12 protein-coding genes are annotated in these 14,896 nt (G+C 68.8%); 5 read left to right on the top strand and 7 right to left on the bottom strand.

The features are described 5' to 3' along the window. Positions 1 to 30: 30 nt before the first annotated feature. The 3 genes from SALPAC4_RS0112640 to eccB all read right to left on the bottom strand — a co-directional run bounded on the left by SALPAC4_RS0112640 (position 31) and on the right by eccB (position 2,261). A complete protein-coding gene (locus SALPAC4_RS0112640) occupies positions 31 to 318 on the bottom strand; it encodes a WXG100 family type VII secretion target (protein ID WP_018731502.1) in 288 nt (95 codons plus the stop codon). Between the two features lie 19 nt (positions 319 to 337). Next, entirely contained in the window at positions 338 to 667 is a 330-nt protein-coding gene (locus tag SALPAC4_RS0112635; RefSeq protein ID WP_018731503.1) for a WXG100 family type VII secretion target, read from the bottom strand. Between the two features lie 145 nt (positions 668 to 812). Further along, on the bottom strand, positions 813 to 2,261 hold the full coding sequence (eccB, locus tag SALPAC4_RS0112630; protein ID WP_019870637.1) for a type VII secretion protein EccB: 1,449 nt from the start codon (positions 2,259 to 2,261) through the stop codon (positions 813 to 815). 134 nt (positions 2,262 to 2,395) lie between these two features. Between eccB and SALPAC4_RS0112625 the strand changes: the two genes are divergently transcribed. Further along, a complete protein-coding gene (locus SALPAC4_RS0112625) occupies positions 2,396 to 3,157 on the top strand; it encodes an SUKH-3 domain-containing protein (protein ID WP_027644562.1) in 762 nt (253 codons plus the stop codon). 9 nt (positions 3,158 to 3,166) lie between these two features. On the opposite strand, the gene eccD is transcribed toward SALPAC4_RS0112625, so the two are convergent. Next, positions 3,167 to 4,555 (bottom strand): type VII secretion integral membrane protein EccD, encoded by a 1,389-nt coding sequence (gene eccD / locus SALPAC4_RS0112620; protein ID WP_019870635.1) that lies wholly within the window; start codon positions 4,553 to 4,555, stop codon positions 3,167 to 3,169. Positions 4,556 to 4,692: 137 nt separating this feature from the next. On the opposite strand from eccD, the gene SALPAC4_RS0112615 reads away from it, so the two are divergent. The 4 genes from SALPAC4_RS0112615 to mycP all read left to right on the top strand — a co-directional run bounded on the left by SALPAC4_RS0112615 (position 4,693) and on the right by mycP (position 12,499). Further along, positions 4,693 to 8,655 (top strand): type VII secretion protein EccC, encoded by a 3,963-nt coding sequence (locus SALPAC4_RS0112615; RefSeq protein WP_019870634.1) that lies wholly within the window; start codon positions 4,693 to 4,695, stop codon positions 8,653 to 8,655. A 154-nt stretch (positions 8,656 to 8,809) separates the two neighbouring features. Then, complete coding sequence (locus tag SALPAC4_RS0112610; protein ID WP_019870633.1) at positions 8,810 to 9,430, top strand: hypothetical protein; 621 nt, start codon at positions 8,810 to 8,812, stop codon at positions 9,428 to 9,430. A gap of 30 nt (positions 9,431 to 9,460) precedes the next feature. Next, positions 9,461 to 11,137 carry a WXG100 family type VII secretion target gene (locus tag SALPAC4_RS0112605; RefSeq protein ID WP_027644563.1) on the top strand — a complete coding sequence of 559 codons (1,677 nt, stop codon included), beginning with the start codon at positions 9,461 to 9,463 and terminating at the stop codon, positions 11,135 to 11,137. Positions 11,138 to 11,236: 99 nt separating this feature from the next. Further along, positions 11,237 to 12,499: a type VII secretion-associated serine protease mycosin gene (gene mycP, locus SALPAC4_RS0112600; protein WP_019870632.1), complete on the top strand. Its 1,263-nt coding sequence runs from the start codon at positions 11,237 to 11,239 to the stop codon at positions 12,497 to 12,499. Between the two features lie 13 nt (positions 12,500 to 12,512). Here mycP and SALPAC4_RS0112595 read toward each other — a convergent pair whose 3' ends face one another. From SALPAC4_RS0112595 to SALPAC4_RS0112585, 3 genes are read right to left on the bottom strand one after another with little or no spacing between them, the layout of a single operon-like run. Then, positions 12,513 to 13,778 (bottom strand): SseB family protein, encoded by a 1,266-nt coding sequence (locus SALPAC4_RS0112595; RefSeq protein ID WP_019870631.1) that lies wholly within the window; start codon positions 13,776 to 13,778, stop codon positions 12,513 to 12,515. Then, positions 13,772 to 14,257: an SUKH-3 domain-containing protein gene (locus SALPAC4_RS0112590; RefSeq protein WP_019870630.1), complete on the bottom strand. Its 486-nt coding sequence runs from the start codon at positions 14,255 to 14,257 to the stop codon at positions 13,772 to 13,774. Before SALPAC4_RS0112590 ends, SALPAC4_RS0112595 begins: the two co-directional genes overlap by 7 nt. Beyond that, complete coding sequence (locus SALPAC4_RS0112585) at positions 14,254 to 14,640, bottom strand: YwqJ-related putative deaminase (protein WP_033664086.1); 387 nt, start codon at positions 14,638 to 14,640, stop codon at positions 14,254 to 14,256. The genes SALPAC4_RS0112590 and SALPAC4_RS0112585 overlap by 4 nt, the downstream gene beginning before the upstream one ends. Between the last annotated feature and the right edge of the window lie 256 nt (positions 14,641 to 14,896).

Here is a 14,896-nt window from a genome sequence, read left to right as displayed (position 1 = left end):
GGGCCAGGCCATCGGATCACTCGCAGCGGCTCAGCCGCCGAACTTCGCCCGGTTTGCCGCCTCGCGGGCCTGCATGTTGGCCGCCGACTCACGCAGCGCTCGCTCAATCCGACCAAGCAGGTCACGCAGGTCGTTCGCGGCAGACTCCCATTCGCTCTGCCGGCGGAAGTACGCCTCGCGTGCGTCACCATCCCAGGTGGCGAGCATGGGTGCGATGCTGGACTTGAGCCCTTCGAGCTCGCCGTTCATGTTTTTCATGCTACTGCCACAGCTGTCTGCCGCGGCGTTCAGCGCACCGAAGTTGTACCGAATCTCCATCTCGGAACCTTCTTCCCCGTCAGAGCTTCAGCGCCGCGGTGATCTGCCCGGCGGTAGCGCCCGCGGAATCCATGTCGGACTTGATCGCTTCGTCCGCGACGTCGTAGTCCTTACCGGCAGAACCAACCGCCTCGGCGATCGCTCGCAGTGCCACGTTCAGCCGCGCCATGTCCTGGTCGAAACGCTGGCGCACCTGCTGGAAGGAGCCCGCACCGGCGCCCTTCCACTGGTCGTACAGCGGCGCAAGCTGGTCCATTAGCTGGTTCAGATTGCCGGTGAGCCGGTCGGCGACGGCGTTTACCTCGCCCTCGGTCTTCACCATCAAGCCGGTGTCGGTACGCATCGTCATGCTGGAGTCACCCCCGTCCTCATCGATCGCCTCACTTTGGCAGAGGCGGCCTCGTTGCGGCGCGCTCGCACCGCTTGCCATACAAACCGTAACGGGTTCTGTCCAGCCTGCGCTAGGCCAGCCAACCTTTCTGAAGCGGCAGACTCTATTGTGGTAGCCCTGGCTGGTCCGGGCCGAGCGCCTGCTTCGCGGCGGCCGGATCGAGTGCGGGACCAGCAGGTAGCCGGTCGACCAGACTCGCTGGTAGTTCAACGGGACGCACATCGCGATAGCCGAGCATCTCCGCCACCTCCTTCGAGGCCAGTGGATACCGGTAGCCGAGATCGGTAACCAGGCTCAGCGCTCCCGTCGAAGCCTCCGGCGCCGGCATGGCCGCAACCAAGACACCGTGCCCGGGTTCGATAACCACCCGGTCAGCGAGAGGGATGCCCGTGTTGCTCTGCTCGGCGGTGCGCACCGGATCCTGCACCGGCTCTAACTGATTTCCTAACAGGAGGGTCGGTTCGCTCCGCCCCGGCTGGTAGGCCGCACAGATGGCTGGCCGGTCGTCGGCCTCCTGGGCGATCTCGGGACGCTCGCCAGGTGCGCGGTGCGGCCCCCCAGCTGGCGGTGGCGCCTTGGGCGCCGCCGCCGCGGCGCCGGCCGAGAGCGAGATCGGCTCCGGTAGCGCCCCATCCGGATAGGCCCGCGTGGCCGCCGGGTCCGCCAACAGCACCTCGGCCTGAAGCTGGGTGAGCGGCCGCAGCTGACCTCGCTCGACGAGGTAGTACTGACGGCCACCGTTCTGGCTCTCCACGACGAAGACCTGGCCGATCCGAGCTTCCTGCAATGCCTCGGATCGCTCACCTCGGTCGGCCACCTCCGGTATCTCGATCGGCTCACCGGCGGGTAGGGCGTTCAGCCACGCTCCGCCCACCTCGACCACGGGCTCCGTGGTCATGGTGAGTCCTTCAAGGACCACATTTTCGTCACTGATCTCGTACCGGTGGTCATGCCAGATCAAATACAGGCCGTTCGTCGTGGTGGCGCGAACCAAGAGCGCGGTGTCGCCCATCTCCCGCCCACCGTCGGATGCCGTTCCGACCATCAGCACCGTGGTGGCGACGTCCCCACCCGCCGGGTCGCGGGACAGTTGGGTGCAGAGCGTCCACGGCCCGGAGCGGAGCCGCTTCGGGTCGGGCAGCGCATCCGGCGCGTCGCGAATGCCAATCGGGGTGCCGCGCGGCGTGCCGACCAACGAGTTGCGGGAAACGGAGACGGTGGGCGCCGCCTTCCCCAACGCCAGCAGCGCCGACGAGTAGTTGACCACCGGGTACAGGCGGCCCTCCCGGTAGATGAACCGAGTACCGGTCTCCTTCTCCAGAATGACGGCCGCCTGCTCTTTCCACTTGGTGGCGCCGCCGGGGCGCAGCAAGCCGTAGACACCCACCGCGGCGAGGCAGAGCACCGCCACCATGAGGCTCGCGAAGCCAGCACCACCGAGCCGCCGAAATGGCGCGGCGGTCTCCGGATCGGGCTCCCGAGCCACGAGCGCGGAGGTCATCCGCTGGACGAAGAACTGGTACGACTGGACCTGGTCCCGCCGCGATGGCATGGCACCTCCCCTTGCGCGGTCGGCACAGGTGGAGTCGGACCGCGATGCCTACGATAGGCACCGCGACGACAACCGTGGGCCCGGCACCCGGCCGACGCCACCTTCAGATCACCTCAACTGCCCGAGGAGTTCCATTGATCAGTCGTAGCGAGGCGATGGCCCGATTCCGACGATGGGCCGCCGTCACTCTGCCCGGCCCGCTGCCGTTGCTCAACCTCTACGAGTTCGACCTCGGCTTCGTCATCTCCCACTCCGAACCCCTGAAGCGAGCGGCGGACGGAACGCCCCTGCCCCCAGCGGAAACCGGACACCTCGTCGTGGTCGTCGACCGAGAGACCGGGGAGGTGTCCCAGTGGCCGTCGCTGCCCGGCGCGGTTGTCGCCGAGAAGTACGCGCGGTACCGCGCCGCCGAGGGCCGCTTCCCGCCGGACGTGCGCGAGATCCTGGACCAAGCCGGGTGGTTCCCTGGTCGGGACATGACCGCCGCCGTCGACCTGTGGCTGAGGCGCTTCGCCGACGAACTCGCGGGCCTGGAGTGCTTTCCCGCCGCCCGGGCCGCCCTGGTCGAGTTCGGTGGGCTGATCCTTCCGCAGTTTGGGGGACACGGGGAGCCAGGCGGTGGATTCGCAAGCGGCATTCAACCCACCAGGACTGGGGGAGTGCTAGCCGAAGGCTCCGAGATCTTCGCCGAAGAGTACGACAACCCTGTCTTCCCACTCGGCAACAACGCCGACGGGCCATCCGAGCTTGTCATCGACGCTCAGGGAAGGGTGTTCCAACTGCACTGGGCCGACGACTTTTTCATCGGCCCAGACATCGACAGCGCCCTCATCACCCTGATCCGCGGCGACGATGTCCCCGAGGCGAGTGACCTCACCTGGCGCACCGACGACTAGCCCGGCGGCTCAGCCGTTCAAGGCACGCATGAACGTGTACAGGCCCAACACACCGCACGCCACCGGCACCACCGCGAGCTGCAGCAGAATATCGAGGAAGTCCCCGAACCGGGCCAGGCGTGGGGACGGGGCTCGTCGGCTGTAGGCGAGCCCAGCGCTCACCGAGATCCCGGCCGCGACCATCGCCACCGGCAGCACCGCCAGCACCCGCACCACCGTCTCGGCATCAGCCGCGCCGACCAGGGGCAACAGGGCCAGCCCGACGAGCCCTCCGACGAGCATGGGCACCCGATGCCGCACGGTCGACACCAGTCGGGCCCGCAGCAGGTAGCCGAGGGAGACGACTCCGGTCAACACCAGAGCGGAGACCGAACCCGCCGCGGTCAGCACAATCAGGCAACCGACGGTGACCACGATCGAGCCGAAGATCATGCCCGTGAGCACCTCGTCGGCCCGGGCAGTCGCCTGGTAGACCGCCTCCCGCCGCGGCTGCGGCTCGTCGCGCAGCAGGTCCTCAACGGTCCGGGGCAGCGCCGGCATCGGTACCTTGCCCAGCCGCACCGCGAGCAGCGGCATCGCCGGCAGCAGCAGCGTCACCCCACTGACCACGATCGCCGCGCCCTGTACGGCGTCGAGCGAGCCAAGGGCGAACAACCCGCCGAGCATGCCCCAGATTCCGGCGTAGACCGCCGCGACGAAGACCCGGGCAGCATCCCCCACCCCGAGGATGCCGAGTAGGCCGGTGAGGAGCAGGACGGCGGAGCCGAGCAGTATGTGTGGCGCGCCGAGCGCCCAGACGGATTCCCCGGTCCCGATCACCAGGACCCCGCCGACGAAGGCATAGGGCAGGCCGGCGGCGGCCAGCACCGCCCCGGCGAGCGAGTCGGCCATCGCCCGGGAGAGCACAATCCCGCCCAGTAGCAGCCCGGCGGCGGCGCTGAGAGCGATCACGCCACCGAGCCAGCCGGGCTCCTCCGATCCGAGGATGACGGCCAGGCCGGTCAGCAGCAGCGCACTGGCGACAATCAGCCCGGTCAGGCGAGTCGCGAGTGGATTCCAGGCGATCCCGCGGCGCCGCGCGCCGGCGGCGACCGCCTCCATCAGGTCGTCGTACGACAGCTCTGGCCATTCGGTACGGCGCGGCGCCAGGTGCAGCGTCTCCCCGTCTCGGATGTTCTGCGCCGCCAACGTACGGTTCAGATCAATGGCAGTGCCGTCGGTGCGGCGTAGCATCCAGCCCCCGTGGGCCGTCCCGTCTGATGGGTGCTCCGCTGCCTGGCGTAACACGGCAGGCAGCATTCCAACCAGCGGTAGGTGCTCCGGTAGGGCTAGATCGAGTCGCCGGTCTGGGGCGACGATGGCGATGCGTGCGAGTCCGGTTCCGGCCTGGGTAACCACTGACGCCCCCTCCGACGAGGAGCGGACCAAAACGGGCCCGCGGCTGTCATGACGAGAAGAGGCTACCTACCATGTGCGGTGGCGTGGGCACCGGTTCCTTTCGATCGAGTCCAGGCATCAGCGGGGAGGTCTGACAAGTGAGCACCATCGTTGTGAAACGCCCGGCTCGGCAACCGGAACCGGAGTACCCGTCCGGCGAGGTCTTGCTGGAGGCGCCGCCCGAGGTGCCAGCGCCGGGCGGGCGCAGCTGGGGGCAGATGCTGATGATGCTGCCGATGCTCGCCGGTTCGTTCGCGATGGCGCTGATGTTCGCCGGCCAGAGTGGCAACACCATTCGCTACGTCGCCGGAGGCCTTTTCGGCCTCTCCGCGATCGGAATGCTCGCCTCGCAGATCGCCAACAACTCCGGTGGTCCGAGCAAGCAGGAAATGCTGCAGCAACGACGCGAGTACATGACGCACCTGTCTCGGCAGCGCCGTCGGGTTCTCAAGACCGTTCAGAAGCAACGCGAAGCCGCGTTCTACCGGCACCCGGAGCCGAGTGCACTCTGGTCCGTTCCGGTCGGCCCACGGTTGTGGGAGCGCCGACGGGGAGACGTCGATTTCGCGACCGTTCGGATCGGGCTTGGGTCGCAGGAACTCTCCACCCCACTGGTCCCGCCACCGGGGACGACGTTGGAAAAGCTCGAGCCGATGTGCGCCCTGGCCCTGCGCCGCTTCCTGACTACCTACGGGGAGGTGCCGGACCTGCCGTTGACGATGGCCCTCAACGGCTTCGCCCGGGTGCACCTGCGCGGCGACGACGAGGCGGTACGAGGCCTGGTCCGTTCGATGCTCGCCCAGGCCACCGCCTTCCACGCCCCGGACGACCTACTCGTGGCGATCTGCGTCGCCCCGGATCAGCGGGCTGCGTGGGAGTGGACGAAGTGGCTGCCGCATGGGCTGCACCCGAGTCGTACCGACGCGCTCGGCCAGCTGAGGCTCGTCGCGCCCTCGGCCGCCGGGCTGGAGGCGATGCTCGACGACGTGCTGGCCAGCCGGCCGCGCTACAACCCCACCGGCAGCACCTCCCAGGTGAACGGGCCGCACGTCCTGGTCGTCATTGACGGCGGCGACATCGCTGCCTCAGATCACCTGATGACCGAGGGCGGCGTGGAGGGCGTCACCCTGCTCGACCTCTCCAACCCGGCGCCGCGGCTGCTGGATCGGACTCGACTGGTGCTCGAGGTCACCGCGGACAACAAGCTCGAGAGCACCACTGTGGATGGCACGACTGAGATCGGGCGCGCCGACCAGTGCCGGCTCACCGAGATCGAGGCCCTCGCCATGCAGCTGACCCCGTTGCGGCTGTCGGCCGCGTCCCGTGGCGGTGACAGCTCCCTCAGTGCCGATGTGGGCCTGGTCGACCTGCTCAACATCGGTAACCCGCACGAGTTCGACCTGGAGGCAGCCTGGCAGCCACGGCCGAACCGGGACCGGCTGCGGGTGCCGATCGGTACCGGCACCGACGGCGCTCCGATCGAACTCGACCTCAAGGAGTCAGCACAGGACGGCATGGGCCCACACGGCCTGCTGATCGGCGCGACCGGCTCCGGTAAGTCGGAGCTGCTGCGTACGCTGGTGCTGGCGCTCGCCGCCACGCACAACTCGGAGAACCTGAACTTCGTTTTGATCGACTTCAAGGGTGGCGCGACCTTCACCCGGTTGGACGCCCTCCCACACAGCAGCGCGGTCATTACCAACCTCGTTGACGAGTTGCCACTCGTGGACCGCATGGCCGACGCGATCAACGGTGAGCTGGTACGCCGGCAGGAGTTGCTGCGCGCGGCGGGCAACTACGCCTCGCAGCGCGACTATGAGAAGGCTCGGGCCGCGGGGGCGCCCCTGGCTCCCCTGCCGAGCCTGCTCATCATCTGCGACGAGTTTTCCGAGCTACTTCGGGACAAGCCAGACTTCATTGAAATGTTCGTGCAGATCGGTCGAGTTGGCCGGTCGCTCGGTGTCCACCTGCTGCTGGCCACCCAGAAGCTGGAGGAAGGCCGGCTGCGTGGCCTGGACACCCACCTGTCGTACCGGATCGGGCTGCGGACCTTCTCCGCCATGGAGAGCCGGGCGGTACTCGGCGCCACCGACGCGTACGAGCTGCCCAATTCGCCGGGCCACGGCTACCTCCGCTTTGGTACCGAACCGCTGGTCCGGTTCAGGGCCTCGTACGTCTCCGGCGTCTACCGCAGTGAGACGGCGACGGCGGTCGCCGCCGGTGACAGCGAGACACGGGTGCTGGAGTACAGCACCAGCTACGTCGCGCCGCCGGTGACACCGACCGAGAAGGAGGTGACGCCGGAACCCGACGCCGCCGCGGGCAGCGGCGAAAGCCTGCTGGACATCCTGGTCAGCCAGCTCACCGGCCGCGGTACGCCGGCCCACCAGGTGTGGCTGCCCCCACTCGCGGAGCCGCCGACGCTGGACCAGCTCCTGCCACCGCTGACCGCGGACCCGGACCGGGGGGTGACGGTGGCGCACGCCGGCCTGGTCGGCGAGCTCCAGGTGGCCACCGGCATCATCGACAAGCCGTTCGAGCAGCGTCGGGACGTGCTCTGGTTTGACCTGGCGGGCGCCGCCGGCCACGCGGTGATCGTGGGCGGTCCACAGAGCGGCAAGAGCACCCTGCTGCGGACGATCGTCACCTCCCTGGCGCTGACCCACACGCCACGTGAGGCACAGGTCTACTGCCTCGACCTGACCAGCAACGCGCTCTCCTCCCTGCGCGACCTGCCGCACGTCGGCGCGGTGGCGACCCGGCTCGACGCCGGTCTGGTCCGGCGGACGATCGCCGAGTTGCAGCTGCTGATGGGTGTGCGGGAGCGGCGGTTCGGTGAGCGCGGGGTGGACTCGATGGCCGCGTACCGGCGCGCTCGCCGGCACGGCCAGCACACCGACGACCCGTTCGGCGATGTCTTCCTCGTCGTTGACGGCTGGTCCACGATTCGTACCGAGTTCGAGGACCTTGAGCCAGCGATCAGCGACATCGCAAACCGGGGGCTCTCCTTCGGCATTCACCTGATCGTTACCGCCGGACGCTGGATGGACCTGCGCCCGGCTGTCCGGGACGTTTTCGGCACCCGGCTGGAGCTCTGGCTGGCGGACGCGGGTGACTCCATGTTGGATCGACGCGCGGCGATCAACGTACCGGAGAAGTCACCCGGCCGGGGAATCAACCCCGACGGTCAGCACTTCCTCGCCGCGCTGCCCCGCGCCGACGGCGCTCAGGAGCAGGAGAGCCTGCCCGAGGGGTCCCGAAAGCTGATCAACGACCTCGCCGCCGCCTGGGAGGGGCCGGGAGCACCGCCGATCCGCCTACTCCCGCCGGTGGTCCCGTACGGCAGCCTGCCCTCCACCGGACGGCCCGGCGTGCCGATCGGCATCGCCGAGGTGGACCTCCAGCCGGTACACCTGGATCTCGCCGCCGACCCGCACTTCCTGCTCTTCGGCGACGGGGAGTCCGGCAAGAGCACCTTCCTACGGGCACTGGCCCAGTCGATCGTCGACCGCAACGAGCCGAACGAGGCACGACTGATCCTCGTCGACTACCGCCGTAGCATGCTCGGCGACATCACCACCGATCACCTGGTCGGGTACGGATCATCGGCGCAGCTCACCGAGAACATCGTCGCCGAGGTCGCCGCCGTGATGCGGGACCGGCTGCCCCCCAACGACGTCAAGCCCGACGAGTTGCGGGCGCGCAGCTGGTGGAAGGGGCCTGATCTCTACCTCCTGGTTGACGACTATGACCTGGTGGCGGGGGCGGGCAGCAACCCACTGATGCCGCTGCTGGAGTTCCTGCCGCAGGCCCGGGACATCGGTTTGCACCTGATCATCGCCCGCCGCACCGGCGGCGCGAGCCGGGCCCTCTACGAGCCGGTACTGATGCGACTGCGGGAGATCAGCACCCCGGGCATCGTGATGTCCGGCAACCGGGACGAGGGGGTGCTGCTCGGCACCGTCCGCCCCGGGCCACTGCCACCGGGTCGGGGCTGGCTGGTCACCCGGCGGGAGGGCACCCGATTGGTGCAGCTGGTGAATCTTCCGTCGCAGGCATGAGCACCCGACGGGGTTGCGCGATGACGCTATGCTCTACCAGAGTGGATACTCAGCCTGCCGCTGCATGGTTACCCAATTAGGACACAAGCCACATAAGGTCAGTTTCCTGATTGGTCGCGTGCGCCGCTGATGGGTGAGCGATCGGGGGAGACACATGGGCGACGACTGGCTCGCCGGGGAGAACATCGACGTCGACATCCAGCAGCTCGACGACTTCGCGGCTGCCATCATGGATGAACTAAACGCCAACTTTACTCCCAGCTATCAGCATGGCGTGGCGCCAATGCTCCAGGTAAGGGCACCGTTCGGCACGGGCGGGATGAACGAGGGCAAGTACTTTCAAGGCACCCACACCGCAAGTGTTAACGCGATGATGAAATTGCTCGACGAGGTAACGAAGGGCCTGATGTCGCTCAGCGTAGCGGCCAAAACGATCTCCGCTGGCTACCTCACCGAAGACGCTCTCGCCGAGGCAACCAACGACGACGTCCTGGGCGCATTCGCGGGTATTGGCGGCCAGAACACTCTCAGCGCTGCCTGGCAGCAGGACAACGAGGGACAGGGAGACTCGGCCAACACAATTTCGAGCGAGCACCGTGCCCGCTTCGAAGAAGATTTCGCCGTCAGCGTGGGCGGTGGCGGCGTTGAGGGGCTTTCGACGCTGCACCAGCCAGAGACGATCGGTGAGGGTTCTGCTACCTACCAGATCCAGGGCGACGATGAGGGGATGCACGGCGACGAGGTGGCCCCGGCAGACATCGACCTACAGAGCTGACGGCGGGGACGGGAGTGTTGAGGAGCGGGGATGAGAGACCAGTACTACGGGTATGAGCCAACCCCCACGACGGCCCATGGGTTCTTCGCCGGAGATAATGACGACTACGCTGAGGACCCAGGAGTATCCTACTCGCCCACCCCCTGGGACAAGCTCGACATCGAGCAGATGTGGGAATACGTCCGCCACGAGAGCGACGAGCGCACCGTCGCTCTGGCTGAGGCTTGGCGCCGCACCAGCGTCCTGTTGCAGACCACTCGGGAGAGTCTGAAACGGCACGCCGACGGGCTGGCGGCGAAGTGGCAGTCGCCCGCGGGTCACCACTTTATGACCAAGGTGGGTGCTGCGCTCCACTCGTTGGACGAGTGGCGGGAGGTTGCCGACCGGCACGCCAGCGGCTTGGAGCAGGTCGCCAGCAAAATCGAACAGACCCAAGAAGACATGCGCGCACTCTGGGTGGCATACCAAGACGAGCAGGAGCACCAACACCAAAAGCGAAAGGCCGACGAGGGAATACAGTGGGCATGGGGAGGAATCCCGGACCTCTGGAACAACGGTAAGTCCTTCGAGGAGGTGCAGCGGGACTTCCATGAGCGTGCGAAGAACATCGCCAAGCCGCTGGCCGAGCTGTTCATGGACGTTTCCTACACGAACATCTATCGCGGCGGCCGGTACAAAGGGCCGATAGATGCAGCCACGATTAGCGCTGACCAGATCCCGCTGCCCGCTCGGCCGAACGCACCGACCGGGCTGCAGGCGCCCGCACCGCACCCCGAGCAACCCTCGCTGCCCGCTCGGCCGAACGCACCGACCGGGCTGCAGGCGCCCGCACCGACCATGCCCGGTGACCAGCCGGAGCTGCCCGACCACCTCGACGTGACACAACCCTCCCCACCCGAGCTGTCCGACGGCGTCGGGCTCGCCGGCGGCACCGTGACCGCGCCGCCTCCGACGCTCGGGCCCCCGCCGGCCACAGCACCGGCCCCCACCCCGCCTACACCTGCCCCCCCACCGGTAATACCGGGCGTGAGCGGCCCGGCGAACCCTCGACCGACCATGCCGACCACCACCAATCGACCCAGCACTCCCCACCCCACGCTGCCGGGAGCCAACAACCCCGGTGCCCGCGGCCCCGCGCCCCAACAGCCCACGCCCCCCAGCACCGGCACCCCCAACCCGACCCATCGGGGCCCCGCAGGGTCCCGCCCCACCCTGCCCGGCAACACCGGCACCCCAGGGCCGCACAGCCCCCACCCCGGACAGCCCCGCACAAAATCCGCCAAGCCGACACCACCGTCGCCCACCCTCAACGGCAAGCACGGCGCCAGCCCACGCACCAGCCCGCCAAGCGTCGGACAGCCCATCCCGCCGGCCACCAACCGCCCCAACCCGTCAACCGGCAGCGGACCCCGGGGCGGCGGCCCCCTCACCGGCCGGAAGGCAGCCGGCGGCCCCCGACCAGCGCCCAGCACCGGACCCGCACCATCACTGGGCGGCCGCCGGGGCACCCCCACCCGCCGCACCGGGGCACGACAAGCCGGGGAAGAGACGCAAAACTGGAGACACGGCGCCGTCTCCTGGTCAGCCGGGGACCCGAGCCAAGGCGACAACGAGCTCTGGACCACGGACCCACCCCCGGCCGGCACCATCGACACGCCGACCGAGCAGCGGCCACGCCACCACGGAAGAACTCTCGGCCAGAGCTAGTCCGCAACGGGTCGGTCACCCCCACCACGGGTGACCGGCCCATACCATGTGACAACCACCAAACCGGCCGCGCTACGGCCACAGAGGAGGTAACCGCGAATGCGCCTCGCCCCCCGCCCGGTAACCACGATCGCCGCCGCGGCACTCGGTGCCGTAGTGGCCCTCGGCCTGTCAGTCCTGCCGGCATCCGCTGCTGACCGGAAAGACGCCTGGCACCTCGACGCCCTCGAGCTAACCGAGCTACACAAAATAACCCAGGGTGAGGGAATTACCGTCGCGGTCATCGACACCGGCGTAGACGCCAGCCACCCAGACCTGAAAGACAACGTGCTACCCGGCGAAGATGTCTACGACGACGAGTCCAAGGGACACGAGGACCGCACCGGGCACGGCACCGCGGTGGCCTCCCTCATCGCCGGCCACGGACACGGCCCCGACGGCCGCGACGGAGTCCTCGGCATCGCACCCAAAGCCAAAATCCTGCCCGTCACCGTGGCGACCATGGGGCAAAGGAACGGAAATGTGCCGTTCATCAATGCCCGCGTAATCGGGGACGCAATCAATTGGGCGGTCGACCAGGGCGCGGACGTCATCAACGTCTCCCTGAGCAGCCCGCACCACAGCGCACTTGACCAGGCGGTCGAGCGGGCCTACCAGAACGACGTGATCGTCGTCGCCGGCATCGGTAACCGGCAGAACGCGGTTATCGGCAACCCGGCCATGCACGATGCCACGCTCGCGGTCGCCGGCACCGACCGCGACGGCGAACCCAGCCGCGAAGGCTCACTCCCAGCCGGGGAGATCCACCTCGCCGCACCCGCCGAAGACCTCTACCAAGCAGTGCCCGGCGGAGGATACGCAACGCTCACCGGAAACAGCGGCGCCACCGCCCTCGTCTCCGGCGCCGTCGCCCTGGTGAAATCGAAATACCCAAACCTCGGCTCACTGGACCTGTTCAAACGAATGGTCGAGACCACCCGTGACGCCGGCAAACCCGGCAAGGACCTCGACTACGGCTGGGGCCAGCTCGACCTACGCGCGGCCCTGACGGGCGAACCAGACGGCCGCGCCACCCGTACCGAAGCCCCCCGAGAACCCGAAATCAACCCAACCCTCGCCCGCGCCCGGGCATACAACCCAGAACCAATGAGCTTGCCCCTCCGAATTACGCTCACGATCGTGATCGTTCTCGTCGCCCTCGGGCTGATCACGACGCCGGTGCTGCTTCTGCTGCGATACCGACGCCGGCGGCGGCGACAGGCCGAAACACCGGCGATGGAGACCGCAGCCGCACCCCAGGCGCCCGCCACCACACCACCAACCCAGCCCACGGACGACGCCCACTGGCGCCGCCCCGACTAGCCACACCCCCGGATCAGGAACCAGCCGGAAGCCAACGCCCGGAAGCCGCGTCGAAACACGCCAACAACTCGTCGCGGCCATCCCGGTGCAGGCAGTGCAGACCCGTTCCGTCCGGGACGACCAGCGACTCCATCCGCGGCTGGCCTCGCCCCCACGCTTCGGGCGTCGCCTCATCCGGATCCCACCGCAGCACAGCCACCCACTCGTCGGACGCCACGAACGGCGAACCCTCGCCCAGCAGACCGAGCCGGCGGTAGAGCCGGGCCGGGGTTTCCCGGCCCGGCCCCGCCCAGGCATGCACCAGACCGGCGGCCCGCTGGTAGCCGTCTTCCAGATAGGAAGACAAGTACCGGTGTGGAATCACCAGCTGCAGGCGGACTGGCAGATCCGGGTCGGGCTCAGCAACAGCGTCCTCCGCGTCCGGCGCGTTCCGCGGTGCCGGCACACCCGGTCCTGCCGGAGTCGCGACGGTCGGCTCCCGCCGCTGACGCTCCTCCTCGGTCGCATCGGTGACCACCTGCCGAAGCTGCCCGAGCCAGTCGTGCAGGGTCCGCAGGGCCGCGCCGGGTAGGGTCGCCACCAGCGGCGTGCCCGGGTTCAACAGGAGCTGCCACGACGGGTCCGGCCACTGCTCGGCCAGCCGGAGACTGCTGACGGTGATCACGTCATGGTCGCCGAGCGCCTGGCGCAGCCGTGCCTCGCTGGTGAAGACCGGCAGGCCGAGTTGCCCCTGTTCGTCCGGGAGGCACCACCACGGAAACTCGGGGTCGGACAGGTCCCGCGACTCGGACCCGCCCGGCCGGATCGGTAGCAGCAGTTCCATGCGGAGCAGCGCCGCCGTCAGGGTGTCCGGATTACGCTGGTCGATCGCGTGGCGCAGCTCCCGCTCCGCCTCCACGGCGGGCCCCGCGGTTACCCGCAGTTCGTCGGCGGTGATGTGCACCCCGATCGGCAAACCGGCGTCGACCGCGAGCAGCCAGCTGTCGTCCGGCCAGTCGGTGGCCAGGTCCTGGAGGCTGAGGGCGCGATAGTTCACCGACTGGCCGGGCAGGCCGGCGGCGATCGCCTCGGGGGAGGTGAACGCGATGACGTGGGTATCCCCGTCGTAGCGGCCCGTCGGCCACGCCATCGGTGCGGCGCCGGCGGTCGCCTCCGGTGACACCGGCAGCAGTAGTGGGCCAGCAGCCAGCGCCACCAGGAACGTCTCCCGCTCTCCGGCCTCGACGGCGGCCAGCAGCCGCTCCTCCAGCGACGTCGCCGGCCGCCAGTCGGTTACCACGTGCCGTCCGCACGTACCCGGTGGGGCTGTCGACCCAGCACCAGCGTGGTGATCGCCTCGTCGAGGTCCGCGCCGAGGAACCAGTCGCCGCAGTGGTCCAGCACGAACACCCGCCCGGGTTCGTCAACCGCCAGGATGCCGGTGCCGTCGCCCTCCTCGCCGAGCGGGGTGAGCGGCGCCCCGATGGCTGCGGCAAGCTCGGCGAGGCTGCCCACCGAGCGGCCGGCCAGAAACGGATCCAGGTGGAAGGTGCTGGGCGCGATCTGTTCTCCGTCGCCCTGCGGGCGAACCAACAGGCCACCGAACTCGGCGTACGCCTCAACCGCGGACCGGACGATGGTGTGCTGCCGGCCGTCCGGCATGGCGTCGGCGGCCAGCCGCAGCGCCCACTGCTGAGCCCGGTCGTCATCCCGGCGGCCCGGATCCCAGCCGGCGGCCCGCAGCGCCTCGGCGACCAGGGGTGGGAAGCGGTCGTTCATGCCAGCCCCTCCACTCCGAACCAGTCAAGCAGGGCCGCGCACGACCGGCAGGGGGGCTGTTGCTCGTCGTCGCGGGGGTCGCCCTCCTCCCGGATCCGGGTAACCCATATGTTCGCCCCCCACAGCAGGGACCGGGCCTGGGTCGGGCTGATCGACCCCCCACCTTCGGCCTCGGCCTCGTAGAGCCGGTCGGAGAGGAGCACGGCCTCGGCGCAGGAGCCGGCGAAGCGTTCCCGCTGACTGCTCGGCAGCTCGTCCAGGAACCACCGGATCATCGGGTGCAGATTGGGCTCAAGGTCACCACGGACCGAGGTATGCGTGTGGATGGTCCCGTTGAGCAGCAGAGCGCCCGCGGTGAGCGGCAACATCCGAAGTGTGGCCATCGTTCCTCCCGCTCCTTGCTTCTTGGTGCGGCACCGAGGCGTCTTGGTGCGGCACCGAGCCTAGCGGCCAACCCGATCGCGGCGTGGCCCTGCCATTCCTGAGCACTCGCCACTCGTCGCAGGGGCAGTACTCCGGTCTCGCTGCACCAACACCCGCTACCGAGCGAGAGGCACCTCCTGCCCATCGCCACGGGGCCCCGCCAGGTCGAGCGCCTGGGATATCGTTCGGCGTAACCCCTTTCGCCGATGCACGAAG

Source organism: Salinispora oceanensis (genome assembly GCF_000383575.1).
Classification (GTDB): domain Bacteria; phylum Actinomycetota; class Actinomycetes; order Mycobacteriales; family Micromonosporaceae; genus Micromonospora; species Micromonospora oceanensis.
The sequence above is the reverse complement of the archived record's forward strand: the minus strand, read 5'-3'. Positions and strand labels throughout refer to the sequence as shown.